This window comes from Sinomonas sp. R1AF57 (assembly GCF_002224485.1).
Classification (GTDB): Bacteria; Actinomycetota; Actinomycetes; order Actinomycetales; family Micrococcaceae; genus Sinomonas; species Sinomonas flava.
Genome location: NZ_CP022463.1, coordinates 1,014,159 through 1,040,525 on the forward strand (window position 1 = coordinate 1,014,159; position 26,367 = coordinate 1,040,525).

General features: G+C 72.3%; 18 protein-coding genes and 1 tRNA gene. 17 read left to right on the plus strand and 2 right to left on the minus strand.

Going from position 1 to position 26,367, the window contains the following annotated elements:
- The first annotated feature begins 20 nt into the window (after positions 1–20).
- The 8 genes from rsmA (at position 21) to CGQ25_RS04730 (ending at position 7,710) form a co-directional block, all read left to right on the plus strand.
- Positions 21–962, plus strand: coding sequence for a 16S rRNA (adenine(1518)-N(6)/adenine(1519)-N(6))-dimethyltransferase RsmA (gene rsmA, locus CGQ25_RS04695; RefSeq protein WP_208712035.1), 942 nt, complete (start codon positions 21–23; stop codon positions 960–962).
- 10 nt (positions 963–972) lie between these two features.
- On the plus strand, positions 973–1,923 hold the full coding sequence (locus tag CGQ25_RS04700) for a 4-(cytidine 5'-diphospho)-2-C-methyl-D-erythritol kinase (protein WP_208712036.1): 951 nt from the start codon (positions 973–975) through the stop codon (positions 1,921–1,923).
- Between the two features lie 51 nt (positions 1,924–1,974).
- Positions 1,975–3,819, plus strand: coding sequence for an ABC-F family ATP-binding cassette domain-containing protein (locus tag CGQ25_RS04705; protein WP_208712037.1), 1,845 nt, complete (start codon positions 1,975–1,977; stop codon positions 3,817–3,819).
- 132 nt (positions 3,820–3,951) lie between these two features.
- Entirely contained in the window at positions 3,952–4,155 is a 204-nt protein-coding gene (locus CGQ25_RS04710) for a hypothetical protein (RefSeq protein ID WP_208712038.1), read from the plus strand.
- Between the two features lie 77 nt (positions 4,156–4,232).
- Positions 4,233–4,868: a DedA family protein gene (locus CGQ25_RS04715; protein WP_208712039.1), complete on the plus strand. Its 636-nt coding sequence runs from the start codon at positions 4,233–4,235 to the stop codon at positions 4,866–4,868.
- A 98-nt stretch (positions 4,869–4,966) separates the two neighbouring features.
- A tRNA-Gln gene (locus CGQ25_RS04720) sits at positions 4,967–5,038 on the plus strand.
- 98 nt (positions 5,039–5,136) lie between these two features.
- Positions 5,137–6,729, plus strand: coding sequence for a bifunctional UDP-N-acetylglucosamine diphosphorylase/glucosamine-1-phosphate N-acetyltransferase GlmU (gene glmU / locus CGQ25_RS04725; RefSeq protein WP_208712040.1), 1,593 nt, complete (start codon positions 5,137–5,139; stop codon positions 6,727–6,729).
- The gene (locus CGQ25_RS04730; protein ID WP_208712041.1) at positions 6,730–7,710 is read left to right on the plus strand and encodes a ribose-phosphate diphosphokinase; all 981 of its coding nucleotides are present in this window, start codon (positions 6,730–6,732) and stop codon (positions 7,708–7,710) included.
- Positions 7,711–7,939: 229 nt separating this feature from the next.
- Here CGQ25_RS04730 and CGQ25_RS18265 read toward each other — a convergent pair whose 3' ends face one another.
- Positions 7,940–8,125 (minus strand): transposase, encoded by a 186-nt coding sequence (locus CGQ25_RS18265; RefSeq protein ID WP_222703699.1) that lies wholly within the window; start codon positions 8,123–8,125, stop codon positions 7,940–7,942.
- Positions 8,126–8,303: 178 nt separating this feature from the next.
- Positions 8,304–8,810, minus strand: coding sequence for a transposase (locus CGQ25_RS18270; protein ID WP_222703700.1), 507 nt, complete (start codon positions 8,808–8,810; stop codon positions 8,304–8,306).
- Positions 8,811–9,254: 444 nt separating this feature from the next.
- Between CGQ25_RS18270 and CGQ25_RS04745 the strand changes: the two genes are divergently transcribed.
- The 9 genes from CGQ25_RS04745 (at position 9,255) to CGQ25_RS04785 (ending at position 26,246) form a co-directional block, all read left to right on the plus strand.
- The gene (locus CGQ25_RS04745; RefSeq protein ID WP_222703701.1) at positions 9,255–10,820 is read left to right on the plus strand and encodes a hypothetical protein; all 1,566 of its coding nucleotides are present in this window, start codon (positions 9,255–9,257) and stop codon (positions 10,818–10,820) included.
- Positions 10,821–11,635: 815 nt separating this feature from the next.
- Complete coding sequence (locus tag CGQ25_RS04750; protein ID WP_208712043.1) at positions 11,636–12,250, plus strand: 50S ribosomal protein L25/general stress protein Ctc; 615 nt, start codon at positions 11,636–11,638, stop codon at positions 12,248–12,250.
- Between the two features lie 118 nt (positions 12,251–12,368).
- The gene (gene pth, locus CGQ25_RS04755; RefSeq protein WP_208712044.1) at positions 12,369–12,956 is read left to right on the plus strand and encodes an aminoacyl-tRNA hydrolase; all 588 of its coding nucleotides are present in this window, start codon (positions 12,369–12,371) and stop codon (positions 12,954–12,956) included.
- A gap of 112 nt (positions 12,957–13,068) precedes the next feature.
- Positions 13,069–15,792 carry a LuxR C-terminal-related transcriptional regulator gene (locus CGQ25_RS04760; RefSeq protein WP_208712045.1) on the plus strand — a complete coding sequence of 908 codons (2,724 nt, stop codon included), beginning with the start codon at positions 13,069–13,071 and terminating at the stop codon, positions 15,790–15,792.
- 22 nt (positions 15,793–15,814) lie between these two features.
- The gene (locus CGQ25_RS18630; protein ID WP_208712046.1) at positions 15,815–18,457 is read left to right on the plus strand and encodes a LuxR C-terminal-related transcriptional regulator; all 2,643 of its coding nucleotides are present in this window, start codon (positions 15,815–15,817) and stop codon (positions 18,455–18,457) included.
- Between the two features lie 301 nt (positions 18,458–18,758).
- Entirely contained in the window at positions 18,759–20,105 is a 1,347-nt protein-coding gene (locus CGQ25_RS04770) for a cysteine desulfurase (protein ID WP_208712047.1), read from the plus strand.
- On the plus strand, positions 20,102–20,545 hold the full coding sequence (sufU, locus tag CGQ25_RS04775) for a Fe-S cluster assembly sulfur transfer protein SufU (RefSeq protein ID WP_208712048.1): 444 nt from the start codon (positions 20,102–20,104) through the stop codon (positions 20,543–20,545). Before CGQ25_RS04770 ends, sufU begins: the two co-directional genes overlap by 4 nt.
- Positions 20,546–20,671: 126 nt before the next feature.
- Positions 20,672–23,428, plus strand: a complete 2,757-nt coding sequence (locus CGQ25_RS04780; RefSeq protein WP_208712049.1) for a LuxR C-terminal-related transcriptional regulator — start codon at positions 20,672–20,674, stop codon at positions 23,426–23,428.
- A 79-nt stretch (positions 23,429–23,507) separates the two neighbouring features.
- The gene (locus CGQ25_RS04785) at positions 23,508–26,246 is read left to right on the plus strand and encodes a LuxR family transcriptional regulator (RefSeq protein WP_208712050.1); all 2,739 of its coding nucleotides are present in this window, start codon (positions 23,508–23,510) and stop codon (positions 26,244–26,246) included.
- The last annotated feature ends 121 nt before the right edge of the window (positions 26,247–26,367 follow it).

Sequence of the window (26,367 nt, forward strand, 5' to 3'; positions counted from 1 at the left end):
GCGTCCCGTAGGATTCTCGGGTGACTGAAGCCCCCGGATCCCAGCCCTCGCCCGGATCCCAGCCCTCTCCCGGGCCGCAGCCGCTCCTCGGCGCCGCGGACATCCGCGCCCTCGCGGGCGAACTCGGAATCCGGCCGACCAAGACCCTCGGCCAGAACTTCGTGATCGACGGCAACACCATCCGCCGGATCGTCGCAGCCGCCGGCATCCATCCCGAGGAGACGGTGCTCGAGGTCGGCCCCGGGCTGGGGTCCCTCACGCTCGGCCTCCTCGACGCCGCGGCGCGGGTCGTCGCGATCGAGATCGACCCGGTCCTCGCCCGGCGCCTGCCGGAGACCATCGCGCGGTGGCGCCCAGGCGCCGTCGGGCGCTTCGACCTCGTGCTCTCGGACGCGCTCAAGGTGACCGACCTGCCGGGGACGCCCGAGGGCCCGGGCGCCCTCGTGGCGAACCTGCCGTACAACGTCGCCGTCCCCGTGGTGCTCCACCTGCTCGAGCACTTCCCGAGCCTGCAGCACGGCCTGGTCATGGTCCAGGAGGAGGTCGCCGACCGACTCGCGGCCGGACCCGGATCGAAGACCTACGGCGTTCCGAGCGTCAAGGCCGCGTGGTACGGGACCATGCGGAAGGCCGGCGTCATCGGCATGAACGTCTTCTGGCCCGCCCCCAAGATCCACTCGGGCCTGGTCGCCTTCACGCGCACCGCACCGCCGCCCACGACGGCGCCCCGCGAGGAGGTCTTCGCCGTGATCGACGCCGCGTTCGCCCAGCGGCGCAAGACGCTCCGTGCGGCCCTCTCCGGCTGGGCCGGGTCCGGGGCCGAGGCCGAGGCGATCCTCCGCGCCGCCGGCGTGGACCCGAGCGCGCGCGGCGAGGTCCTCGGCGTCGCGGAGTTCGCGCGCATCGCCGAGGAGAAGCGCGCCGCAGGCTCCGCATCCGCCGCCGCGGAGGCCCTCGGCTAGCGTGGGGACCATGAGCACCCCCCGTCCCCGCTCCGTGAAGGTCAAGGCCCCCGGAAAGGTCAACGTCTCCCTGCGGGTCGGCCCGGCCCGCCCGGACGGCTACCACTCCGTGGCCAGTGTGTACCTCGCCGTGTCCCTCTTCGAGGAGGTCACGGCGACGAGCACGCCCGAGCCGGGGGTCACCGTCAGCCTCAGCCCGGACAGCACGCTCGACCTCGACGAGCTCGACATCCCCCTCGACGAACGCAACCTCGCGGTCAGGGCGGCCCGGCTCATGGCCGAGGTCACCGAACGGCCCACGGGGGTCCACCTCGAGATCACCAAGCGCGTCCCGGTCGCCGGCGGGATGGGCGGGGGTTCTGCGGACGCCGCTGCTGCCCTCCTCGCCTGCGACGCCCTGTGGGACTCCGGCCTGTCGAAGGAGGAGCTCGCCCACCTCGCGGCCGAGCTCGGCGCCGACGTCCCCTTCGCGCTCCTGGGCGGCGCCGCCGTCGGGCTCGGGGTCGGCGACCAGCTCTCGCCGGCGCTCGCCACGACACGGCTCGACTGGGTCCTCGTCCCCGCGGAGTACGGCCTCAGCACCCCGCGGGTCTTCGCCGAGCTCGACCGGCTGCGCGCGGCCGAGGGGTTCGACGCTCCCGAGCCCACCGACGTCGAGCCCGGGATCCTCACCGCGCTGCGCAGCGGCGACGCCGGCGGGCTCCGCCACCTGCTCGTGAACGACCTGCAGCGGGCCGCCGTCGAGCTCGCGCCGCAGCTGCGCGACACCCTCGGCTGGGCCGACTCCCACGGCGCGCTGGCCTCGATCGTCTCCGGCTCCGGCCCGACGGTCGCGCTGCTCGCCGTGGACGCCGCCGCCGCCCAGGACCTCGTCGACTCGTTCGCGCGCCAGGGCGTCGAGGCGCTCGCCGTGCACGGGCCGGTCGCCGGCGCCAGGATTGTGAGCGACACCGTGCTGTGACGGCTAGGCTTCTGTCGTCGCTTTCCCCAGCACAGTGAGGACCCCCATCCCGTGGCACACCTTCTCGGCGGCGAGAACCTGAGCATCTCCTTCGGCACCCGGACGGTGCTCGACGGGGTGACGGTCGGCCTCGAGGAGGGGGACCGCATCGGGGTCGTGGGCCGCAACGGCGACGGGAAGTCCACGCTCATGCGCCTGCTCGCCCAGAAGGCGACGCCCGACGCCGGCCGGGTCACCAAGCGCCGCGACGTCAACGTCGGCTACCTCGACCAGAGCGACGTCCTCGACGGCGACCTGACGGTCGGCGCCGCGATCGTGGGGGACCGCGCAGACCACGAGTGGGCCGCCAACCCCAAGATCCGCGACATCATGGGCGGTCTCGTGGCCGACGTCGACTGGCACGCCCAGGTGCGCTCGCTCTCCGGCGGTCAGAAGCGGCGCGTCGCCCTCGCCAAGCTCCTCATCGAGCCGCACGACGTCATCATGCTCGACGAGCCCACCAACCACCTCGACGTCGAGGGGGTCGCGTGGCTCGCGCGGCACCTCAAGACCCGCTGGCGGCCCACAGAGGGCGCCTTCCTCGTGGTCACCCACGACCGCTGGTTCCTCGACGAGGTCTGCACCGACACGTGGGAGGTCCACGACGGGATTGTCGACCCGTTCGACGGCGGCTACGCCGCCTACGTGCTCGCACGCGCCGAGCGCGACCGCATGGCGGCCGTGGTCGAGGGCAAGCGGCAGAACCTCATGAAGAAGGAGCTCGCGTGGCTCCGCCGGGGCGCCCCCGCGCGGACGTCCAAGCCCAAGTTCCGGATCGAGGCCGCGAACGCGCTCATCGCCGACGTCCCCGAGCCGCGCGACTCGGTGGCGCTGTCGAAGATGGCCACGGCCCGGCTCGGGAAGGACGTCATCGACCTCGAGGACGTCAGCCTCGCCTACGACGAACCGTCCGCCGGGGCGGCAGCCCTCTTCGACCGGATCACGCTGCGGCTCGCCCCCGGGGAGAGGGTCGGCGTCGTGGGCGTCAACGGCGCGGGCAAGTCCACCCTGCTCCGCCTGCTCGCCGGCGAGATCGAGCCCACCTCGGGCCGGGTCCGGCGAGGCAAGACCGTGGTGCCCGCCGTGCTCAGCCAGGAGGTCCGCGAGCTCGACGAGGTGTCGGACCTGCGCGTCGTGGAGGTCATCCAGCGCGAGAAGCAGACGTTCTCGGTGGGCGGCAAGGAGCTCACGGCGGGGCAGCTCGTCGAGCAGCTGGGCTTCACGAACCAGAAGCAGTGGACTCGCGTGTCCGAGCTCTCGGGCGGCGAGCGGCGCCGCCTCCAGCTCCTGCGCCTCCTCGTCGGCGAGCCCAACGTCCTCATGCTCGACGAGCCGACCAACGACCTCGACACGGACACCCTCGCCGCGGTCGAGGACGTGCTCGACGGCTGGCCCGGCACGCTCGTGGTCGTGAGCCACGACCGCTACCTCCTCGAGCGCGTCACCGACCACCAGCTCGCGCTGCTCGGGGACGGGAAGGTCCGCGACCTGCCCGGCGGCGTCGAGCAGTACCTTCGGCTGCGCGAGGAGGCACTCGCCGCGTCGGACGCCGCCTCCTCTGCCGGAGCCGCGGCCGGCGAGGCGCGCACGACGGCGGGCGCCGCCTCGGGCGGGGGCGCGTCAGCGGCGTCGGCCCACAGCGAGGCCGAGAAGCGCGACGCGCGGAAGGAGCTGGCGCGGATCGAGCGCCAGCTGGGCAAGATCGCGGCCCAGGAGGAGAAGCTCCACGCCCAGATGGCCGCGTCCGTAGACGACTACGGCCGCCTCGGCGAGCTCAACGCCGAGCTCCAGGGGCTGCTCGGGCAGAAGGAGGAGCTCGAGCTCGCCTGGCTCGAGGCCTCCGAGGTCCTCGAGTAGCCGGTCCTCGAGTAGCCGGTGGTTCCTCCGGACGACCGCCCCGGATGTTCACCTCGGCGTCATCCTTTCGGCACACCCGCTGCGTAGGCTCGGGACCGGCTGCCGAACGGCAGCGGCAAGGGGGGGAAGGCCATGGGCGCGCGCGGCGACGACTTCGCACTGGTGCTGCCGGGTGACCCGGTCACCGTCACGGCGCGCGGACGCCTCGCGGTGTCCGGAACGGTCGACGCCGTGGCTCCGGACGGATCGGTCCTGTGGGTCATCGAGGACGGCGGCCAGGGACGCCACATGGTCCACTGCACGGACCAGGCGACGGTCGTCCGCCACGATCCCTGAGCCATCACGATCCCTGAGCCATCACGCGTCTGCTCCTGCGGCTGGCACGCGGGGTGGGCTCGCCCTAGGATCGACCGGTGGGTGACATCGTTGCCGCGGTCCTCTCCATCCCGCCGCTCGCGGCCTACCTGCTCGTCTTCGCCCTCGTCTTCGCCGAGGACGCGGCCTTCGTCGGCTTCGTGGTCCCCGGGGAGACGGCCGCCGTGGTCGGGGGCGTCATCGCGAACCAGGGCAAGGCCGACATCTGGGTGATGGTCCCCCTCGTCGTGGTCGCGGCGGTCGCCGGGGACACCGCCGGCTACGAGGTCGGCAAGCACCTGGGCCCGAAGCTCCTGGGATCCCGCGCCCTGCGCCGCCACCGCGAACGCCTCGGCGACGCGCAGGAGTTCCTGGCGAGGCGCGGGGGATGGGCGGTGTTCCTCGGCCGCTTCGTCGCCTTCTTCCGGGCCGTGACCCCCGCGCTCGCCGGCGCCTCCCACATGCGCTACCGGACATTCCTCGCCTACAACGCCCTCGGCGGCCTCGTGTGGGGGATCGGCTTCACCCTGCTGGGGTACCTCGCCGGCGCCTCGTACGAGGCGGTGGCGAAGACCGTGGGGCGGGACGTCGCCGCCGTCGTGGTCGCCGTCGCGCTCGTCGTGGTGATCGTGTGGCGCGTCCGCAGGTCCCGCCGGAAGCGCCGCGTCCAGCGGCGCAGCGGGGGAGGCCAGTAGGCCGGGCGGGGCACCGGGCCATCCGTGGCAGAATTGGTCTCTGTGCCGCGCGCCGCGGGCCGTCCCCGTCCTTCCGGGGCCGGGCTGCTGCACAGCACTCCGCCCTGGTGTAATGGCAGCACGCCGGCCTTTGGAGCCGTGCAGTCTAGGTTCGAATCCTAGGGGCGGAACGTGGCCGCCCCGCCCCCGCGGACGGCGCGGATAGAATGGCGGAGCCACACGCGCCTCAGCCGATCGATCAGGAGAGCCAGCGACAGTGAATGCGGACATGCCCGGCAACAGCGTCAACGCACCCGGTGCGGAGTCCGCACAGACCCCAGAGCGCTCCGAACCCGGCCAGGCGTCGGCAGCCCGGGTCGCAGCCGTCGTCGTCCTCGCGGCCGGCGCCGGGACGCGCATGAAGTCCCGCACTCCCAAGATCCTCCACGAGCTCGGCGGGAAGTCCATGGTCGCCCACGCGCTCGCGGCAGCCCGGGGCCTCGCGCCCGAGCGCCTCGCCGCTGTCGTGCGGCACGAGAGGGACCGCGTTGCCGAGCACATCGCGTCCGTGGACCCGGACGCCGTCATCGTGGACCAGGATGAGGTGCCCGGCACGGGCCGGGCGGTCGAGGCCGCGATCGAGGCGCTCGACGCCGCCGTGGCCGCCGAGGGCGGCTCCCTCGCCGGCACGGTCGTGGTCACCTACGGCGACGTGCCCCTGCTCACCACCGAGCTGCTCGCCGAGCTCGTCCGCGAGCACGAGGCGGGCGGCAACGCCGTCACGGTTCTCACGGCCGTCCTCGACGACGCGACCGGCTACGGCAGGATCCTGCGGGGCGGCGACGGCACGGTGACCGGCATCCGCGAGCACAAGGACGCCACCGAGGACGAGCGCGCGATCCGCGAGGTGAACTCCGGGATCTACGCCTTCGACGCGGCAGTCCTCCGCGACGCGCTCAAGCAGGTCACCACCGAGAATGCCCAGGGCGAGAAGTACCTCACCGACGTGCTCGCGATCGCCCGCGAGGCCGGCGGCCGGGTCGCGGCGCTGGCCACGACGGACCGCTGGCAGGTCGAGGGCGCCAACGACCGCATCCAGCTCCAGGCGCTCGCCGCCGAGCACAACCGCCGCACCGTCGAGGCGTGGATGCGCGCCGGCGTCACCGTGGTCGATCCTGCGACGACGTGGATCGATGCGACCGTCCGCCTGGCCGAGGACGTCACCGTCAAGCCCAACACCCAGCTCCACGGGGGCACGGTGATTGAGCGCGACGCGGTGATCGGCCCGGACACCACGCTCACCGACGTGCTGGTGGGGGAGGGTGCCACCGTGAAGCGGACCGACGGCACGAAGGCCGAGATCGGCGCCGGTGCGACGGTGGGCCCGTTCACCTACCTCCGCCCCGGCACCAGGCTGGGCCCGGAGGGCAAGATCGGCGCGTTCTACGAGACGAAGAACGCCGTGATCGGGCGCGGCGCGAAGCTCTCGCACCTCGGCTACGTCGGCGACGCCGAGGTGGGCGAGGGGACCAACATCGGCTGCGGCAACATCACGGCCAACTACGACGGGGTCAACAAGCACCGCACCGTGATCGGGGCGCACGTCCGCACCGCGTCGAACACCGTCTTCGTGGCCCCCGTGACCGTGGGCGACGGCGCCTACACGGGCGCGGGCGCCATCGTGCGCAAGGACGTGCCGGCCGGAGCCCTGGCCCTGTCCGTCGCGCCGCAGCGCAACGCGGAGGGGTGGACGGAGGCGAACCGCGCCGGCTCGCCGTCCGCCGCGGCGGCTGCCCAGGCCCGCACCGCTGCCGCGCAGGCCCGCGAGGCCGCTGAGACTTCCCAGTCCGCCGCATCCCCGACGAAAGAAGAAGGCAAGTAGATGACCGACATCACGGCACACGGCGAGAAGCGCCTGGTCCTCGCCTCCGGGCGAGCCCACCCGGAGCTCGCGCAGGAGATCGCCAAGGAGCTCGGCACCGAGCTGCTGCCGACGTCGGCGTATGACTTCGCCAACGGCGAGACGTACGTCCGGTTCGAGGAGAGCGTGCGCGGCACGGACGCCTTCGTGATCCAGGCCCATCCGGCGCCGATCAACAACTGGATCATGGAGCAGCTCATCATGATCGATTCGCTCAAGCGCGCGAGCGCCAAGCGGATCACGGTCGTCTCCCCGTTCTACCCGTACGCCCGGCAGGACAAGAAGCACCGCGGCCGCGAGCCCATCTCGGCCCGCCTCATGTCGGACCTGTACAAGACGGCCGGCGCGGACAGGCTCATGAGCGTGGACCTGCACACGGCGCAGATCCAGGGCTTCTTCGACGGCCCGGTCGACCACCTCATGGCGATCCCGCTGCTGGCCGACTACGTGCGCACCCGCGTGGACCTGAACAAGGTCACGGTCGTCTCCCCGGACACCGGCCGAGTCCGCGTCGCGGAGCAGTGGGCCGAGCGCCTCGGCGGCGCCCCGCTCGCCTTCGTCCACAAGTCGCGCGACGTCAACGTCCCCAACTCGGCGGTGTCCAAGACCGTGGTCGGCCAGATTGAGGGCCGCGACTGCGTCCTCATCGACGACATGATCGACACCGGCGGCACGATCTCGGGCGCCGTGACGGTCCTGAAGAACGCCGGGGCCCGCTCGGTGATCATCGCCGCGACCCACGCCGTGTTCTCCGATCCCGCGGCGCAGCGGCTCGCCGAGTCGGGCGCGCGCGAGGTCGTCGTCACGAACACCCTCCCGATCCCGCCGGAGAAGCGCTTCGAGCAGCTCACGGTGCTCTCGATCGCGCCGCTCATCGCCCGCGCGATCCACGAGGTCTTCGACGACGGCTCCGTCACGAGCCTCTTCGACGGCCGCAGCTGATATGGAGTAGTCCGCTGTCAAGTGGGCATGGCGAGGCGCTGCCGGGAGGAGTCCTGGCGGCGCCTCTTTGCTCCGCTGGAGGGGTGGTCGGCGAGCGTGTCGTTGGGCGACGCGCGGTCAGGCTGATAAGCCCACCCACCGGGCGTGCAGGCGCCTGTTGCCCTCATCGCCGCAGAACCGTGCCGCGGTCGCGCATCGTCTTCCCGACCGTGTAGCGGGCCCGGTGGTGTCAGGCGGCCTCGACCGGGAGCCGGCGGACGTGGGCGTTGCCGGTCTTGGTGATCGGCCCTTGCGCGCGGGAGGCGCCCGAGGAACGCTCGGAGGGGCAGGCCGACGAAGGAGCCGACGTGGTCCCGGTGAACCGGTGCCAGTCCCCGATCTCCACCGCGAGGGCGAACCCGGTCAGCGTGCTCACCCCCGCAGGCAGCCCAGACGGTGCTCGTCCGGGGCGACCTCGCTGCCGGCTCCCCGATCGCATGGTCGAGCCGGTCGCTGCGGGCCCTGACCGTCAGCACAGCCTCGCAGTGGAGTCGAAGGCCATCCGGGTCGCCCTCGAGCCCAGCGCCGGGGCCACCTCGCGGCGAAGCCATGCGTCATGGGTCCCGGTCCAGGCCTCTCCGCCCCTGTGATAGACGATCCCGTGGCGCAGCAGCAGCTTCGATAGCCGGTGCCGGGCCCGCCCCAGGTCTTCGCGGCAGTCCTCCTGCGCCCGCACCAGATCCCGCGCGGCCTCCTGTGCGAGCGTCGTAGACGGACTTGAGGCCCCGGGAGATCGCCCCCCAGTCCTGCCGGGACGCGTAGCGGAAGCTGTTGAGCATCAGGTGCACGATGCAGGTCTGCACGATCGTGGCCGGGCACACATTGCCCACCGCGTCGGGGAGCCCCTTGAGGTCGTCGCAGACGAGCCTCAGGACGTTCTCGAGGCGGTTGCGGATCTCGGCGAGGACCTGCTGCCAGTACTTCGCGCCTTTGCCACCGTCCCCGGCCCACCCGCCCAGGATGTCCCAGTTCCCCTCGGTGGTGACGGCGAGGGCGATATAGATCGGCCGGTCAGCTGCCTGCCCGTCGCGGACGTTGGCGCGGATGCGGTCGATGAACACCCCCGGGCAGACCGGGTCCAGTGGATGTGGACATCGGCCAAGTGGACCGAGATGCCCCGGTGCGTCACCCCCCGCGCGCTGAGCGAGAGGACGATGTCCTCGATCGAGCCAGCCCCCGCAGCCGCTTGGCCATGGCCACCGGCTCAAACGTGCCCGCCCGGTCCCGGGCCAGGTCGATCTGAAGCGGTCCGGGCTTCGTCAGGCCGTCTTGGACCGCACCTCCTGCGTCGGAGTTGCCACCTTTGAAAGTGCAGTCCCGGCGCCTAGAATAGTCCGATCCGCGAGCCGGGTCAGGGTCTGAAGTTGATCGGCTGGACCGGCCTGAACGTTCCGTAAACTGTCCACTTGTCTGGCCGCTGCGAATGAGGGGAGACATTGAGGGACGCAATTGGCTTCCGGCCTCTCTGTGCCGGTTGGTGGCCCTCTGGAGTCCGCCCTCGCGTGGTGTTAGGCGTAGCACTCGTCGTCGGGGTGGTCGTCCCGCTGGGGTTGGCTGTTCTGACCCGCAGTATCGCGATTCCCCACAATGACGCGTGGTCTCATGCAATAATCGGGCGCACCTTTGCCGAGACGGGGCAGATCGTACTGGTGGGTTGGAACCGGTCGTCCTTGGTCGGTCAGATCGTCGCGCTGGGTCCACTCGCCGGGTCCGTGGTGGCTGAGCAGGTCTGGGTCGCGATCATGGCCGCGGTTGGGCTTATAGCGACCCAACGGTTTGTCACGGCACGGGGAGGCGACGATGCCGGAGCCTTCGCGGCACTGGCCGTAGCCGCCGTCCCGGAGTTTGGCCTGCTTGGCACCTCCTATATGGCGGACATGCCAGCCTTCGTTGCCGTGATCCTGGCCGCAACGGTCGCCGACACCGCCCTCGCTTCCAGTAGACAGTGGGTGCTGTCCGTCGCGCTGGCCGTGGGGCTATGGGGAGTCACGATCCGTGAGCAAGCGCTCATCGCCCCGGTCGCCATCGGCCTCGCAGCGGTCTGGATCATGCGTGGCCGGTCTCGCGTGCTCGCTCTGGTCCAGTCGATCGCGTTCGGCGTCGCATTCATCGTGTTCGAGCTGTGGCGGCGTTCTCTTCCGTTCGGCGATCCACCGAGTTTCCAGCCGAGTGTGGGGCACCTAATCGCTGTCTCTGTGGCGGGTGCCTTTACATTGGGGCTGATCGCGAGCCCTCTGATCCTAGGGACCCGGGTCAGTTTGAACTGGCGCCACTGGGCTACGTGGGTATTCGTTCCCGCGAGCGTAGCAGTCTCGGCGATATGGGTCGTGGTTCGCTGGCCCAACACGCTGATGGGCAACTACATGGGGGTCGGGGGAGCATATGCCGCGGCCTCGGTTGGGACGCGGAAGGTCTTGCCCGATGGCGTGTGGGCTGCCACGATGGCGCTCGCTGTGCTCTCGGCGGGAATGGTGTGTGCGATTCTCCTGCGAGCACTGTCTCACCTGTGGCAGAACCGGCGCCGCCAGAGCAACAAGGTTCTGCGAGATCCCCTGCCGACCCTAATGCTGTCCATGCTTCTCATAGGGACATTGATCCAGGCCGCCATGGGACAAGAGATCTTCAGTCGATACTTTCTGCCCGTTGTCCCCCTGGCGGCGGCCCTTCTGATGCCATTCTGGAGGACTATTCCCCGCATCGCCTACGCGGCGGTTACGATCAACGTGGGACTGGGCCTACTACTCACCAGCGATGCACTGTCCTATGACGCGGCGCGCTGGCAGGCCGCCGAGCAACTGGTGGCACAAGGAGTGCCGCCCACAGCGATCAACGCAGGACTTGAGTGGATTGGCACCCATGCCGAACTACCAGCTGACCGGCGAGGACTTGAAACCCACCCCAATTCGGCGCTTCCCCGCATCCTTAACATGTTTCCAGAATCCACCGAGTGCTATGTGATCAGCGGAGACCCAACTCTCCAGCTTCCACAAGTTGCCGGCCTCGAGTACCGGCGCTGGGGCGTGTCCGGGCGAGCGCAGGTGTACGTGTACGCACAACGCCCGTGCCGATGAGGGCCGCAGTCGAGCGCCATCGGAGGAACTGAGGTGCGCAGGTCTGTTGCCGCTCCTGGGCGGGCATCTGTGCCTGAAAACCTACGTCGGACTGATCCAGTCCGTTCCCGGCCGGGACTGCACTTTTGACGGTGTCTAACTCTGACGCAGGAGGTACCCAAGGGAGTTGATGCTGAGCCGCCTGCTGAGTCGGTCGCGGAGGAACTGAACGTTGCCGCCCGCGGGATGCCGAGCGGCCTGCCGTGGCGGTCGTGGGACCGAGCGCTGATCGCGCGGCTCGTAGGCGACGCGCAGCGACAGGGGGCTCGCGATCGATGGGGAGGCTGCTGGCGCAGCTAACCAAGCTCGTGGTCGAGTCCGCCCTCGAGGGCGAGCTGACCGCGCCCACCTGGGCTACGAAGAGTCATCGAACGGGTCCGGGCCGGCTTCCGCCCAACGGTGGAGCTTGGCGTGCATCTCCGATACCGGCGACCCTGCCCACTGAGGGGCATGGTCGCGGGCACCACCGTTCGGCCGCGCGTCTTCCGGCAGCGAAGGTCTCCCACCTCCACTCGAAATAACAGCGCCTCACGGCGCAAACCGAAAGGTTGATGGTCTCCCACCTCAGATGGGTACCCGGCGTCGTGCGCCCGCCGCGCGCTTTCCACCGTCGGCGGGCTGGTAGGATGGACGGCGAACCTTGGCGAGGGAGCGTCCTTCCTGCAGCAGTGCAGGCGCCGCTCCGTGATCGACTGGGTCAGATCTCCTTCGGCGGCGTGCTGGAGGCCGTGAAGACTCGTCCTGTCGGCCTCGCCCCGAACCTCGAAGGAGCCACTATGAGCGAGAAGCTCGCAGCCGAGAAGCGCACCGAATTCGGCAAGGGCTACGCCCGCCGCATCCGCGCCGCCCACAAGATCCCTGCCGTCATCTACGGCCACGGTGCCGAGCCGATCCACGTCGCCCTCCCGGGCCACGAGACGATGATCGCCGTCCGCGTCCCGAATGCCCTCCTCACGCTCGACATCGAGGGCGAGGAGCACCTCGCGATCGTCAAGGACATCCAGCGCAACGCGATCCGCCAGACGATCGAGCACATGGACCTCCTCACGGTCCGCCGTGGCGAGAAGGTCACGGTCGACGTCCCCGTGCACGTGGCCGGCGAGGTCGCACCCGGGTTCGTCGCCACCCAGGAAGCCGTGACCGTCTCGGTCGAGGCTGAGGCGACCCACCTGCCCACCGCCCTCGAGGTCAGCGTCGAGGGCCGCGAGGCCGGCCAGCACATCCACGCCTCGGACATCGCGCTCCCCGCGAACGTCACGCTCCTGGCCGACCCCGAGACCCTCGTGGTGAACGTCTCCGAGGCTGTCGCCGCCGAGCAGGAGGAAGCTCCCGCCGAGGGCGCCGAGGCCGAGGCCGCCGAGGCTCCGGCCGAAGAGGCCGCGGCCGAGTAGTCTCGCACCCGGGACTCGAGGCGGCCCGTCCCACCCGGGGCGGGCCGCCTTTCCCTTGTCCAGTCCCTTGTCCACGTCCCACCGGACCTGTCCACGTCCCCTCTTCAGGAGCGCATCCATGACCGACACCTGGCTCATCGTGGGCCTCGGCAACCCGGGCCCCGAGTACAGCGGCAACAGGCACAACGTGGGGCAGATGGTCCTCGACGAGCTCGCGGGCCGGATCGGCGGGAAGTTCACCTCCCACAAGGGAGCGCGCGCCGTCGTGCTCGAGGGGCGGCTGGGGATCGGCGGCTCGCGCGTGGTGCTGGCCAAGCCCCTGACGTACATGAACGTCTCGGGCGGCCCGACGTCCTCGCTCGCGAAGTACTACGGGATCGACCCCGACCATGTCATCGCCGTGCACGACGAGATCGACATCCCCTTCAACTCCATCAAGCTCAAGCTGGGCGGTGGGGAAGGAGGCCACAACGGCCTGAGGGACATCTCCAAGGCGCTCGCCACGAAGGACTACCTGCGGGTGCGCGTGGGGGTGGGCAGGCCTCCGGGCCGGATGGACGCGGCCGACTTCGTGCTGCGCGACTTCGGCACAGCGGAGAGGAAGGAGCTCCCGTTCCTCCTCGACGAGGCCGCCGACGCCGTCGAGGCGCTCGTCCGCGACGGCCTGCTCGACGCCCAGCAGCGATTCCATCCGGCCAAGGCGTGATCCCGCCCGCCAATATGTGACGTTAGACCCTGCGGTCCCGCGGAGCGTGGCTGTATCGTTTTCCCTGCGACGTTCTATGGGGGACGTGCCGACGCGCTGGGGCGGAGGTTCTATGGGGATCAAGCTCGACGTGCCCGGGTCAGGGCACCTCGTCCGCGAGGCCAGGGAGAGGTCGGCCGACAGGCTCCGCTGGGCGCGGACAGTCCGCGGCAAGGAGATCGCGGAGGCCATCGCCGTGCTCCGGGATCCGAGGTCCTACGGCGTCGTGCTCACCGGTGACGCGAGCCTCGGCAAGTCTGCCGTCGCCTCCGCCCTCGTCTCGGAGCTCGATGCCACCGCGCACACCGTCCGCCTGCGCAGCACGATCGTCGGTCGGGAGACGCCCTACGGCGCTCTCGCCCTCCTGCTCGCCCGCCTCCCCGAGGTCGACCAGGGCGACCCCGGGTCGATCATGCGCGGCATCCTCAAGCTGCTCGCGGCGGATGCGGGAGGCCGCATGTCGGTCGTCGCGCTCGAGACGGCCAACAACCTCGACGAGCTGAGCACGGCGACGCTCGTCAACGTCATGGTGACGGGCACGTCGAAGCTCATCATCGTCGCCGACCGGGCCAGCGACCTCCCCGTCGACTTCCACTGGATGATCGCCGAGGAGCGGCTCCGCGAGGTCCCGCTCGCCCCGCTCGCGCCGGAGCAGACCCTCTCTGCGCTCTCCGAGCTGCTCGGCGGGCTGGTGCCGCGCACGGTGGGCCTCCAGCTCCACGCGATGTCCCGCGGCAACCCGCAGGTCGCCCTGCTGACCGTCTCCGAACTCCTGCAGAAGGGACTCCTCGCCGAGGCCGACGGCGTGTGGAGGCTCTCGCCCGACGCGGACACGGGGTCGATCCGCCAGCTCGACGACCTGGTCCGTGCGAGGATCGAGCGGGAGCCGGCCGACGTCCAGACCGTCATCGAGGCGCTCGCGTGTGCGCGCCGCATCTCCCTCGAGCGGCTCGTCCTGGCGTTCGGCGGCGAGGTGATCGCGCGCATGGAGGACGCCGGGCTCATCGCCGTGGACGAGGGCGGGCGCCATTCGACGGCGCTCACCGACCCCCTCGTCGGGGACGTCGTGCGCGGTTGGCTCTCGGTGCCACGGAGGCGCGAGCTGCGCAGGCTCCTCCTCGCAGACGGAGAGCCTCCCCTCGAGGTGATCACGACGGTCGAGCTCCTCGGCCTCGCCGCCTGGACCAGGGAGTGCCACACGCCGCTCCCCGTCGCCCACGCGGTCGCCGCCGCCGCCGCGTCGCTGCGCCTCTACGACCCCGGGTTCGCCCTCGAGTGCCTCGACAGCGTCGAACGCGAGCCCTCGACCTGGCCCACCGTCCAGCGGCTCAGGGCGCGCGCCTCCCTCGCCCTCCAGCTCCCGCGCCAGGCCCTGCATTACCTCGAAGACGTGACCGAAGAGGAGCTCGACGAGCTCACTCCCACTGCCGCGGCCAAGTTTGCCGTCTCCCGCGCGGAGGCGACGCGATGGGTCCCGGGGCGGGGCGGGGAGGTCGCAGGACTGCTCGCGGACGCCCGGGGCGAGGTGCTCCTGCGCATCGGCATGGGAGGGGCGGACGACGCCGAGGCGCGCCATGCCATGGCGCTCCTGGACCTGGCCGAGTTCGAGCACGCGGCGTTCACCGGGGACTACGCCGGCGTCGTCGACCGCCTCGAGGCCATGGCCGCAGGCAGGGGCGCGCCCGACGACGAGCTGCGGCTCATCGCCGCCTGCATCCTCATGGAGGCACGCACCGTGCTCGGCCGCGAGCAGGAGGCGCTCGCGCTCATGCACGAGATCGCGAGCCAGCTCGACCGCCACCCCACGTCCGCGCGCCTGCGGCACGAGTACGGCTCGCGAGCGTTCATCGTCCTGCTGTACAACGGGCACTGGCGCCAGTGCCTCGCCCTCCTGAAGGGGATGCCGCAGTGGCCGCTCGCCCGCCTGCGCACTGCCGGGGCGTCGGTGGAGCTCGCGATGGGCCTCGCCTACGTGTACGCGGGGCGGGGGAGGGACGCCCTCTCCTACCTGCTCTCCGCGACAGCCCTCCTCGAACAGCAGCCGGTCCTGAACTCGCTGGGCTCCGCCTACGCCGCGACGGCGTTCGCGTACGCCCAGCTGGGGGACGCCGTCGGCGCCCGGCTGTGGCTTTCCCGACTCGATGGGCTGGCCCTTCCGAGCAGCTCCGCAGCCCAGACCGTCACCGAGTTCTGCGCAGAGATGGCGAGGCGCTGGATCGGCGATCCGGGCGCATCGCGCCGGCTCGTGGCCTCAGCACAGGAGGACATCCTGCGCGGTCGCTGGAACCGGGCGGGGATCAAGCTCGTGGGTGCCACCGTCGAGGGCGGCCCGGAGGAGCTCAGGCTGCTCGAGGCGGTGTGCGCGCGCCGGCAGGGACCCCTCGCGGAGGTCGGGCTGTTCCTCGCCCGCGGCTCCCGCACCGGTGACCTCGCGGAGCTCACCCGTGCGGCCGACCTCGCCTCCAGCCTCGAACTCGACGCGCTCGAGTCCCGCTGCGCCGCCGTCGCCCTCGAGAAGGCCAGCGAGCAGGGCGACACCGTCACCCTGCGCCTCATGCAGGCCCGCCTCGACGCCCTCGCCGGACGGCTGCCGCTCCTCCCCGTGGCGCCGAGCAGGGCCCTGCCGGTGCTCACCATGCGTGAGCGGGAGGTCGCCGTGCTCGCGGCGAAGGGGACCTCGAACCGGAAGATCGCCGAAGACCTCGGGCTCTCGGTGCGCACGGTCGAAGGCCACCTGTACCAGGTGTTCGCCAAGCTGTCGGTCTCGACCCGGAGCGAGCTGGCAGGCATCCTGTGAGGGCCGGCCCCGGGAGCCGGAGGTGAAGACCGAGCGGGTGGTGGGGCGTGTCCGCGACGTCGAGCGCACCACCGCGCTGCTGCGGCGCCCCGGGACCGCCGCGGTCCTCGTCATGGGGGAATCCGGCTACGGGAAGTCCATCCTGCTCGACGCGACCGCCCGGGCGTTCGACGGCGAGCTCGAGCCCCTGCGCATCCACGGCAGTCCCGCGCTGGCCAAGGTCCCGTTCGGGGTGCTCGCGCCCTTCCTCGGGGGCCTGCCCGCTGAGGAGGCAGGTTCCCGGGTCGAGGTCCTCCGGGCGTTCTGGCGCCAGGTCGAGGACCTCACCCGGGTCCGCGAGCGCGGCCTGCTGCTCGTGATCGACGATGCCCACGAGCTCGACGACTCCTCGAGTGAGGTCGTGGCCGAGGTCGTGTCGGCGCGGTGGGCCAAGGCCATCGTGGCCGCTCCGAGCGGCGCCGCGCTCCCGAGGCCGCTCCGCGAGCTCTGGCTGGACGGCGGGGTGGAGCGCCTCGACCTCGTCCCGCTGCGCCTCGAGGAGGCGAGGGACTACCTCGAGTCCACGCTCCTGGGCCGGTTCCTCCCGTCGGTGGTCCGGGTGCTGTGGCAGGAGTCCAATGGCAACCCGCTCGTCCTCGGCAGCCTCGTGGACGAAGCGCGCCGCGAGGGCTCCCTGATCCAGCGCGGGGGAACCTGGATCCTGGCCGGCGAGCTCCCACGGCGGGCCGACGGGCTGCTGGGGCTGGCCCGTGCGCAGATCGCGCGGCTCTCCGCCGAGGAACGGGACTGCCTGAGCCTCATCGTCGTCGCGGAACCGGCGCCGCTCGAGCTCGTGGAGCGCGAGTGCAGCCCGGAATCGGTACGGGAGCTGGTCGCCAAGCGCCTCGTGCGCCAGCCGGAGGGGGCCCACGGGGTCCTCCGCCTCAGGCACCCGGTCTACGGCGATGCCCTCGTCCAGCTCATCCCCCGCACCCGGGCGATCCAGCTGCACCAGTCCGCGGCGGCGTACGTGCATGAGCAGACCTCGACCGCTGAAGGGCTCCTCCGAGCCGTCTCCTGGGCCCTCGACAGCGGCTTCGAGACCGATGACGCCACGCTCCTGCGCGCGGCCTCCCTGTCCGTGCGGCTCTTCGAGAACGCGCTCGCCGAGCGCGCCGCGAAGGCGGTCCAGGAGCCCCAGGCGCGAGCGCGCGCCAAGGAGATCCTCGGACAGATCGCGTTCAACCGCGGCGAGTACGCGGAGGCACAGGCCGTGCTCGCCCCGACCGTGGGGCGGGACGGCAGGGTCCGCCCCGGGCTCGGCGGCTGCCTCATCTGGCTCATGAGCCGCGCCCTGCTCCGCCACGACCTGACGGCAGTGCGGAGGGACGCCGAGGCCCTGGGCGCGGGGGACCCCGGCACCGGGCGCCTCCTTGCCCTGGCCGCGGACTTCCTCAAGGGCGACGTCGACAGCGTCAGGACTGGGCTCGTGACGCTGCTGGCCGAGGAGCCGGAGTACGACGACGAGGCCGGCGTCGTGCTCGCTGTCCTCGAGGCGCAGGTGGCCGTCGCGCAGGGCCGCCCCGTGCACGCCCTGGCCACGGTGCGGAAGGCCGTCGAGCGCCTCGCGGGGGACAGCTCGGCCGATCCCTTCGTCGTGGGCCTCGGCGCCGCGAGCATGGTGGCTGCGGCGCAGGCCGCGGGTGACTGGGCGGCGGCAGAGGACGCGCTGACGCGGTACCTGACCGCATCGAATGCCGGCCTCATCTGCGCGGGGGCCGCGGCGGAATGCGCCCGCGGACTCGCGCTCGTGCGGCGCGGGCGGTTCCGGGAGGCGTGGCCCCTCCTCGCCGTCGCCGTCGACGGCCTGCGCGAGCGCGACCCGCAGCGCGTCCTGCGGCTCGCGGAGGCCCTGGCCGCCTACGCCGGGGCCGGCGCCGGGCGGCAGGCCGAGGCCGAGGACCTCATGCGCGAGGCGGCGGCGGGGGACGGGCAGGGCGCGGGCTTCGCGGAGCCGCTCGCCGACCTCTTCCTCGCGGCTGCAGCGCACTCCCTGGTCCCTGACGCCCGCAGGCGGCGCGCACTGGCCAAGCTCGTGGCCTCGGCCGAAGCGGGGACGAGGCAGGACGTCGCGCTGCAGGCAGAGCTCCTCTGGTTCGAGGCGGGAGGGCGCGATCGGCTCGGCCGGCTGGGACGGCTCGCCGGAGGCGTCGAGGGCCCCTGGGCCCTGGCGGCCGCCACCCTGGCCGACGCCCTCGTGGAGGGGGAGGCGGAGGACCTCCTCGCCGCCGGCGAGCAGCTCTTCGCTGCGGGATACGAGCGGTACGCCCGGGAATGCTTCACCGAGGCGTCGAAGGCGCTTGACCGGGGGCTGCGCAGAAGCGACGCGAGGGCAGTGTGGGCGCGGAAGACGGCGTGCGACACGCTGCTCGGCGACGAGGGCGGTCCCATCGCCGCCACCGACCCGCGTTCGCTGACCAAGCGCGAGCGCGAGATCGCCTCGTTCGCCGTGGCGGGGCTGAGCGACCGGGAGATCGCCGACAGGCTGACGGTCTCGGTCCGCACGGTCGAGGGCCACCTCTACCGCGCCTACGCGAAGCTCGGCGTGACCAGCCGGGAGCAGCTCGCCTCGTCACTGGGCCGCAGCCGCCAGAGAACCGAGTACACCGCCGGCGGGGCCAAGTAGTCCTCGCGGCAACGGCGTAAGAAAAACAAGTACCAAGTACCCATGTGCTCCCGCCGCCACGGTGTCACAGTGGATGTGTAGCCGGAGCCGCGAGGCTCAGTCTACAGACCCGAAGGACAGGGTCGGCGACGTCGGAACCTCCCCGAGACCAAGGTTCCTCCCCCCAGCCGTCGCCGGCCCTCCTTTGGTGTCTGCAGGGGTTCGTGACCAGTCGTGGGACAATGGATTGCGCCATATCCGTATGCCGTAATTGATAGTGCTGCCGCCGAGCAGCTTTGTCCCGCCCGAAGGAGCCCAGCCCGTGGCCCTGGTCAAGACCCCCATGACCCTCCAGCACGCCCCGTCCGGCGTGGACGACGCCGAGGCCGAGCGCATCCGCAATGACTTCCCCGCGCTGGCCCAAGAGGTCCACGGCCACCCCCTCGTCTACCTCGACTCGGGCGCCACGAGCCAGAAGCCACGCAGCGTGCTCGAGGCCGAGCAGGAGTTCTACGAGCAGCGCAATGCCGCCGTGCACCGCGGCGCGCACGAGCTCGCCGTCCGCGCCACGGACGCCTATGAGGACGCTCGGGCCACCGTGGCGCGGTTCGTGGGGGCCGATCCCGATGAGATCGTGTGGACCTCGAACGCGACCGAGGCCATCAACCTGGTCGCCCAGTCGCTCGCGACCGCCTCGCTCTGGGCCGAGCGCGGCCGCGGCGGCGCGGACACGCGCCGCCTTGCGATCGGGGCGGGCGACGAGATCGTCGTCACCGAGCTCGAGCACCACGCGAACCTCATCCCGTGGCAGGAGCTCGCGTTCCGCACGGGAGCCACGCTGAGGTGGATCCCCGTGGACGACTCGGGCCGGCTCCGGATGGACGAGGCCGAACGCGTGATCGGACCCCGCACCCGCGTCCTCGCCTTCGCGCACGCCTCCAACGTCCTCGGCTCGGTCGCCCCGGTCCAGGAGCTTGTCGCGCTGGCCCGGCGGGTCGGCGCCTTCGTGGTCCTCGACGCGTGCCAGTCCGCCCCGCACCTCCCGCTCGACCTGGCGGCGCTCGACGTGGACTTCGCGGCCTTCTCGGGCCATAAGATGCTCGCCCCGACCGGCATCGGCGCCCTCTACGGGCGGCGCGAGCTCCTCGACGCCCTCCCGCCGTTCCTCGTGGGCGGGTCCATGATCACGACCGTGACCATGGAGAGGGCCGAGTACATGCCGGCGCCGCAGCGGTTCGAGGCAGGGACCCAGCGCATCTCGCAGGCCGTCGCCTTCGCGGCCGCAGTGGACTACCTCTCGCACACCGGCATGGAGCGCATCCACGCGTGGGAGTCCCAGCTGGGCGCGCGGCTCGCCGAGGGCGTCGCCTCCATCCCGGGGGTCCGGCTCCTGGGCCCGGCGCCGGGGGAGGAGTGGCACGGCAGCGGCCGCATCGGCCTTGCGGCGTTCGACGTCGAGGGCGTCCATGCGCACGACGTCGGGCAGTTCCTCGACAGCGCCGGGATCGCCGTCCGCGTCGGCCACCACTGCGCCCAACCCCTGCACCGGCGGCTCGGCCTCACCGCCTCCACCCGGGCGAGCGCCTACCTGTACACCACGAGCGGGGACGTCGAGGCCTTCCTCGGCGCTCTCGCCGAGGTCCGCGGCTACTTCGGGGCGACGCGATGAGCCTCGACTCGCTGTACCAGCAGCTCATCCTCGAGCACGCGAAGCAGCGCCACGGCAGTGGCCTCGCGGGCGAGCCGGGCCCGCACGAGGGGCAGTCGCACCAGCTCAACCCCGTGTGCGGCGACGAGGTGACGGTCCGCGCCCAGGTCGCGGACGGCGTCGTACGCTCGCTGCGCTGGGAGGGGGCGGGCTGCTCGATCTCGATGGCCTCAGCCTCGGTCCTCCACGACATGGCGGAGGGGACACGCACCGACGAGTTCGCTGCGCTCGTGGATGCCTTCCGGGAGATGGTGCGCTCCCGCGGGACGGTGGCCGCGGACCCAGAGGTCCTGGGTGACGCGGCGGCGTTCGAGGGCGTCTCCCGCTACGCGGCACGCGTCAAGTGCGCCATGATCGCGTGGGTTGCAGCCGAGGACGCGGTGCGCAAGGCGCAGAGCTGACCCATTGCCCCGTGCAGATCCGCCACTCGGTGGATTTTCGTGAGGCCTGTTGTACCGTCAAGCGCACGGCTACCCTAAGGGTGCGCCGGACCATTGAGCCATGGTGGCCGGCGCAGGAGGCTAAGCATGGGGACAATGGCCTATGAGTCCGTCGCTGACAGTGGCGTGGCCGAGGGGCACGGCACAGAGGCGAAGGGCCGCCAGACGGAGCGCGTCCGCTGGTCCGTTCTGGCACGGCCGGCCGAGACCGAGGCTGCGCGCGCCGCGCTGACCGCGTCCGGCTCGCTCGGGATCGTCATCACGGGGCCGCCGGGAGTGGGGAAGTCCTTCCTCGCCAGCGGCATCGCGGGCACGTTCGGCCGGGGGGCGCACACAGTCCACATCAGGAGCACCGAGGCCGCGTCGCGCGCAGACTACGGGAGCCTGGGCTTCCTCCTGGCCCGGCTGCCGGCCGGGGCGACCGACTCCCGCCCGGGGCTCCTCCTGGCTGCCGCGGACATCCTGCGGCGCGACGCCCAGGGCAGGCCGGTCGTCCTCCTCATCGAACTCGCCGCGCCCCTGGACGAGGCGAGCGCCGGCGTCGTGCTGCACCTGCTGCTCTCCCACACGGCCCGCGCCATCGTCGTCGCCCAGCGCGCGGCCTTCCTCCCGCCAGACCTGCTCAGGCTGCTGCGCCGCGGACGGCTCACCGAGGTGCCGCTCGCGGGAATCGGTGTCCAGGACCTGAAGAGGCTCGTCGTCGGCCTGCTCCACGGAAGAGTCACCGCCGGCGCGCTCGGCGCGCTGCACGAGGCGTGCCACGGCAATCCCGCCGAGCTCCAGTCGATCATCACCGAGGAACGCGAGAGCGGGAACCTCCACCTCCACTCCGGCGTGTGGACCCTCAGGGGGCCGATCGTGCCGCGCCACGGGACAGGGTACGACGACCTGCTCAGGGCGCGCTGGGCCCGCGAGGCGCAGGACGTGCGCGAGGTGATCGAGCTGCTGTCCGTGGCCAGGCGGGTGCCGCTCACGGACCTCGCGGACCTCTTCGGCAGCGACGTGCTCGTGGACATGGACGACGGCGGGCTCATCCTCACCGAGGCCGGCGACCGACGCTGCGTCATGCTGCGCGAGCCGCGCATGGCCGAGCTCGTGCGCGCCCGGCTCAGCGCCGAGCGCTCGCGGGAGCTGATCAGCCTGCTCACGGGTCGGGACGCCGGCCGGCCGCCCGAGGCGCTCAGCCGCTCGGAGCTCGTCGCCGATGCGGAATGGGCCCTGCGCTCCGGGGACACGATCTCCCCCGAGGTGGCCGTCGCGGCCGCCCACGCCGCCGTCGCACTGTTCGAACCCGAGAAGGCGCTGCGGTTCACCGGCCTCGTCCCGGAGCAGCACGCCCTGCGCGCCGTCGCCGCCCGCCACCGGGCCGCCGCGCTGTCGCTGCTCGAGCGGACCGGAGAGGCGCTCGAGGTGCTCCGCGGCGTCCGCGAGGACGCGCTCGAGAGGGTCAGCGCCGTCGACGCTGCGCGGCACGCGGTCGCGCTCGCCGCACTCCTGCGGACGATGCCGGGACACGGGAGGCCCCTCGAGGTCCTCGCGGACGCCCAGAGGGCCCTTGCCCTGCGAGAGGGGAGCGAGGGCGGTGTGCGGCCCGGCGGCACGGTCCGTGACGGGCCCGACAGCCTGGCCGAGGCCGCAGAGGTCCTCGAGTCCGCCCGCTACGCGGAACTGTGCTTCGCCGGGGACTTCGCCGCCGCTATGCCGGGACTCGAGGATGCCATGGCGAGGCCGGGGGTGAGCGAGCGCTTCCGCCGCGCCTGCACGGTCATGCTCGCCGACGCGTGGAGCGCGTGCGGGCGGGAGGACGACGCCGAGCGGCTGCTGGACAGCCTCGGCGACCCGCAGGACTGGGCAACCGGCCAGGACGCCGACGCGTTGGCCGGGAGCGCCTTCACCGTCTGGCTGTGGACCGGCCGGTGGCAGCGGTGCGTCGCGCTGACGGCCCACTACCTCGAGCACAACGCCCAGCGGCTCGCGTTCCGCGGCGGCATAGCCGAGATGGCCCTCGGGCTCGCGTACGTGACGGCCGGACGCGGGGACCTCGCAGCCGATCCGCTCATGGCAGCGTGCGCGCAGCTCGAGCGCACCCAGGCCGGGAACGCCTTGGCCACGGCCCAGGCAGCCGCCGCCTTCGCGTTCGCCCAGACGGGAGAGCGCGCCGAGGCCGAACGGTACCTCGCGCTCGCCGCCCAGAGCCGCCGCCCGACCTCCTGGCGCCTCGAATGGACCGCCGACTTCTGCGCGTCCATGGCGCGCCGCTGGCTCGGCGATCCGGAAGCCTCCGCGGCGCTGCACCGCCTCGCCGAGAAGGACGAGGCCGCGGGGCGCGTCTCCGCGGCCGGCATCGCCCTCTTCGGCGCCAGCGTCCCCGGGACCGAGGAGGAGTTCCGCGCGATCGAACGCCTTGCCGCCCAGCGCCAGGGCCCCCTCGCGATGGTCAGCGGCCTCGTGGCCCAGGGCAGCCGGCTCAGGGATGCAGGCCTCCTGCTCAATGCCGCGGAGCTCGCCCACGGCCTGCTGCTCGACGCGGTGGAGGCCCGCTGCGCTGCGCTCGCCGTCGACTTCGCGCGCATGGCCGGCGACCAGACCCGCGCGGGCGAGGCCCAGGTGCGTCTGGACCGGCTCACGCGCACCTTGCCCGCCCTGCCGATCACCCCACAGGTTCCTGCGCCCATGTTGACCGAGCGCGAGCACGAGGTGGCCCGGCTCGCGGCCAACGGGGCCAGCAACAGGGAGATCGCGGCCGCGGTAGGACTGTCCGTGCGGACAGTCGAAGGACACCTGTACCAGGTGTTCACCAAATTGGGGGTGACGTCTCGTGGCGGTCTTGCCGGCTTGGTATGAGCCACATCAGGGGGGTCCGGCGTGGCCCCCGCGCGGATCAGAGGGGACCGAGGGGCCCAGAGCGCTCGGCTCGGCGGCCGTGGTCGACGCCGCCGTGGCGTCGCTGAGGTCCGGGGATCTCGGCGCGGTCCTTGTCGTCGCGGAGGCTGGCGCCGGGAAGGCAGACGTCGCCGAGTCGATCGCCGGGGCGCTCGAGGGGGAGTTCGCCGTCGTCCGGCTGCTGGCGAGCCACGCCCTCAAGGGGGTGCGGCACGGTGCGCTCCTGTCGATCCTCGACTCGCTGGAGCCCGCCGACTTCCTGGCACCCCACGGTGCGGCCGGAACAGCCAACGGGAGCACCGCCAACGGGAGCACCGCCAACGGGCGTGCCCGCGCCGCGGCCCCGGACCGGGGCATGGCGGGGCATGTGGCCGTACTGCGGTCGCTGTGGGCCATGGTCGACACGAAGGCGCGCGACGCCGGGCGCCCCGTGCTCATCGTCGCTGAAGACATGCACTACGCGGACGAGGGAACCGCATCCGTCCTCGCCGAGGCCGTCTCCTCGCGATGGGTCAAGCTCGTGGCCACCGCCCGCCTCCGGCCGGGCATGCCGCCCGGCCTCCTCGAGCTCTGGCACGACGGCCTGGGCGAGCGGCTGGAGCTCGGGCCCATGGACCTGGCTGGAAGCCACGCCATGTCCGAGGCCCAGCTCGGGGGTGCCGTCTGCAGAGCGGCCGCGGCCGTCCTGCACCATGTGAGCGGAGGCAGCCCCGAGCGGCTCCCGCTGGTGATCGGCGAGGCGCTGGGCAAGGGAGCCCTCGTCGCCCGGCGGGGCATCTGGGTCCTCGCCGCCGACTTCGTCAGCAGCGGGGCGGCCCTCGAACAGCACGTCCGCGCCGACCTGGACACGCTCAGCCCGGCGCAGCGCTCGGGCCTCGCGCTCATCGCGCATGCGCAGCCCCTGCAGGAACAGTCCGCCCGGGCCCTCATTCCGGAACACGTCCTGATCGAGCTCGGCGAGCGCGGCTGGCTCGCCGACCGGGAGGACGGGTTCGTGCGGATCCGTTCGGCGCTCGTCGCCGACGCCATCCGGATGCTCACCTCGATCCCGCGCAAGCTCCAGATCCACCAGAAGCTCGAATCCCTGGGCGAGCCGTGGGGTCCCGACCGGCCCAATGCGCTCGGGCGCATCGCGCTCGCGCTGGACGTGGGCGCCGAGGTGGGCGACGCCCAGCTGGCCGCGGGTGCCGAGCTCGCCGTGCGCCAGTCCGAGAACGCCCTCGCCCTGCACTGCATCAGGCTCATCGGCGACGAGGGCATCCGCTCGCGGCTGCGCGGGGCCCGTGCCCGCGCGCTCTTCAACAGGAGCGACTACTCGGCATGCCTCACGTCCCTCCTCTCGGGGCCGCGGCGCAAGACGGACGCCCACGACCTGCTCGTCGGAACCCTCCTCCTCTCGCACGTGCGCTCCGTCCTCGGCCAGGCCCACGCCAACCCGGGCGACGCCGACCAGCTCGCGGCGATCGCCCGGGAGCTGCCGCCGGACTTCCCGCCGGACCGGGCAGACGGCCCGCGCTATGCCATCGAGCGGAGGGCACGCCTGCTGAAATCCATGGCGCTCGCCTACGGGGGAGACTTCCATCGGGCGCTCGCCGCCGACCCCGCCCACGGGCGAGCGTTCGACGGCGGAGGGGAGCCCGCCGTCGAACGCGCCATCTGGTCCCTCATGCGGGCGGAGGCGGACATCGTGGGCGGCAGGTTCGAGGGCGCGATGCGCTCCGCCGGCGCGGTCCTGGCCCGGCCCGTGGAGGATGACGAACACTATCCCCTCGAGGGGCACGCGCTCATGCGCTATCTGGTCGCGGCGATCCACGTGGGCTCCTGGGAGGCCGTCGACTCCGCGGTCGAGGCCTACGGGACCGGGCGCACGTGGCCGGTCGTGGTCTGCGGGCCGGCCCTGTACACCGCCCAGGCCTACGCGCTGGTCCGCCAGGAACGCGTCGACGAGGCCCTCCAGGTACTGCCCGAGATCATCGAGTGCCTCCGCGTGGGGGACCCGTACAAGCTCCTCGGCCTCACCCTCGCCCTCGCCGCCTATGCTGCGGCGGCCGCCGGGCGGACCGAGGAGGCCCAGACGTGGCTCGAGGAGGCGGAAGCCGCGGCCAACGTGGGGCGCGCGCTGACCGGCTGGCTCGCCCGGCTGCACCGGATCGCCGCCGAGGTCCGGCTGGGGGTGCCCGACGCCGCGGGCCGCCTCGTCGAGTTCATCGAGACGCTGCGCCAGGACGGGCACGTCGGGATCGAGATGGCGGCGCGCGCGGTGGCCCTGGAACTGGACCTCGAGGCCGGCCACGGCCCCGATCCGCTCGAGGCCGCCGAGCTGGCGCCCGCGTGCGAGGGCCGCTGGACGGCCGCGATGGGCGCCTGGGCGCGAGCGATCGTCAGCGGCAAGGCCGAGGACCTCATGCAGGCCGGCGAGCTCCTGCGGGAGCTGGGCCTCCTGGGACGCGCGCGGAGGGCCTTCGCCCGCGCAGCGGCCGCCTTCGACGACGCAGGCGACCGCGCGAACGCGCGCCTCGCCGGCCAGGCAGCGCGCCGCTGCGAGGCCCCCGGCAGCCCGGCCCCCGCCGACGACGCGGGCGAGGCGGTGCTCGCCTCATTCCAGCTCACCCCGCGGGAACAGGACATCGTGGGGCTCGCGCTCGACGGACTCAGCGACCGGCAGATCGCCGAGAAGCTCCACCTGTCCGTGCGTACCGTCGAAGGGCACCTCCACCGCAGCTATGCCAAGCTCGGCGTCGCCAGCCGCGCCGAACTCGCGGCCGCTGTCGAGGACTGAGAGTCCCCCCACCGCGCCTCTGCGTAGTCGCCACGCCCATGAGTGGCTGACGCCCAGTGGTCCGCGTACCCCACCGAGGGGGCATCCGAGTACCGTTCCGGGGTCCCCACGGGACACACCC

Bases quoted from the DNA above. Each gene is read 5' to 3' on its own strand.
- CGQ25_RS04700 (WP_208712036.1), top strand. From the start codon at position 973: ATGAGCACCCCCCGTCCCCGCTCCGTGAAGGTCAAGGCCCCCGGAAAG.
- CGQ25_RS04710 (WP_208712038.1), top strand. From the start codon at position 3,952: ATGGGCGCGCGCGGCGACGACTTCGCACTGGTGCTGCCGGGTGACCCG.
- glmU (WP_208712040.1), top strand. From the start codon at position 5,137: ATGCCCGGCAACAGCGTCAACGCACCCGGTGCGGAGTCCGCACAGACC.
- CGQ25_RS04730 (WP_208712041.1), top strand. From the start codon at position 6,730: ATGACCGACATCACGGCACACGGCGAGAAGCGCCTGGTCCTCGCCTCC.
- CGQ25_RS04750 (WP_208712043.1), top strand. From the start codon at position 11,636: ATGAGCGAGAAGCTCGCAGCCGAGAAGCGCACCGAATTCGGCAAGGGC.
- pth (WP_208712044.1), top strand. From the start codon at position 12,369: ATGACCGACACCTGGCTCATCGTGGGCCTCGGCAACCCGGGCCCCGAG.
- CGQ25_RS04760 (WP_208712045.1), top strand. From the start codon at position 13,069: ATGGGGATCAAGCTCGACGTGCCCGGGTCAGGGCACCTCGTCCGCGAG.
- sufU (WP_208712048.1), top strand. From the start codon at position 20,102: ATGAGCCTCGACTCGCTGTACCAGCAGCTCATCCTCGAGCACGCGAAG.
- CGQ25_RS04780 (WP_208712049.1), top strand. From the start codon at position 20,672: ATGGGGACAATGGCCTATGAGTCCGTCGCTGACAGTGGCGTGGCCGAG.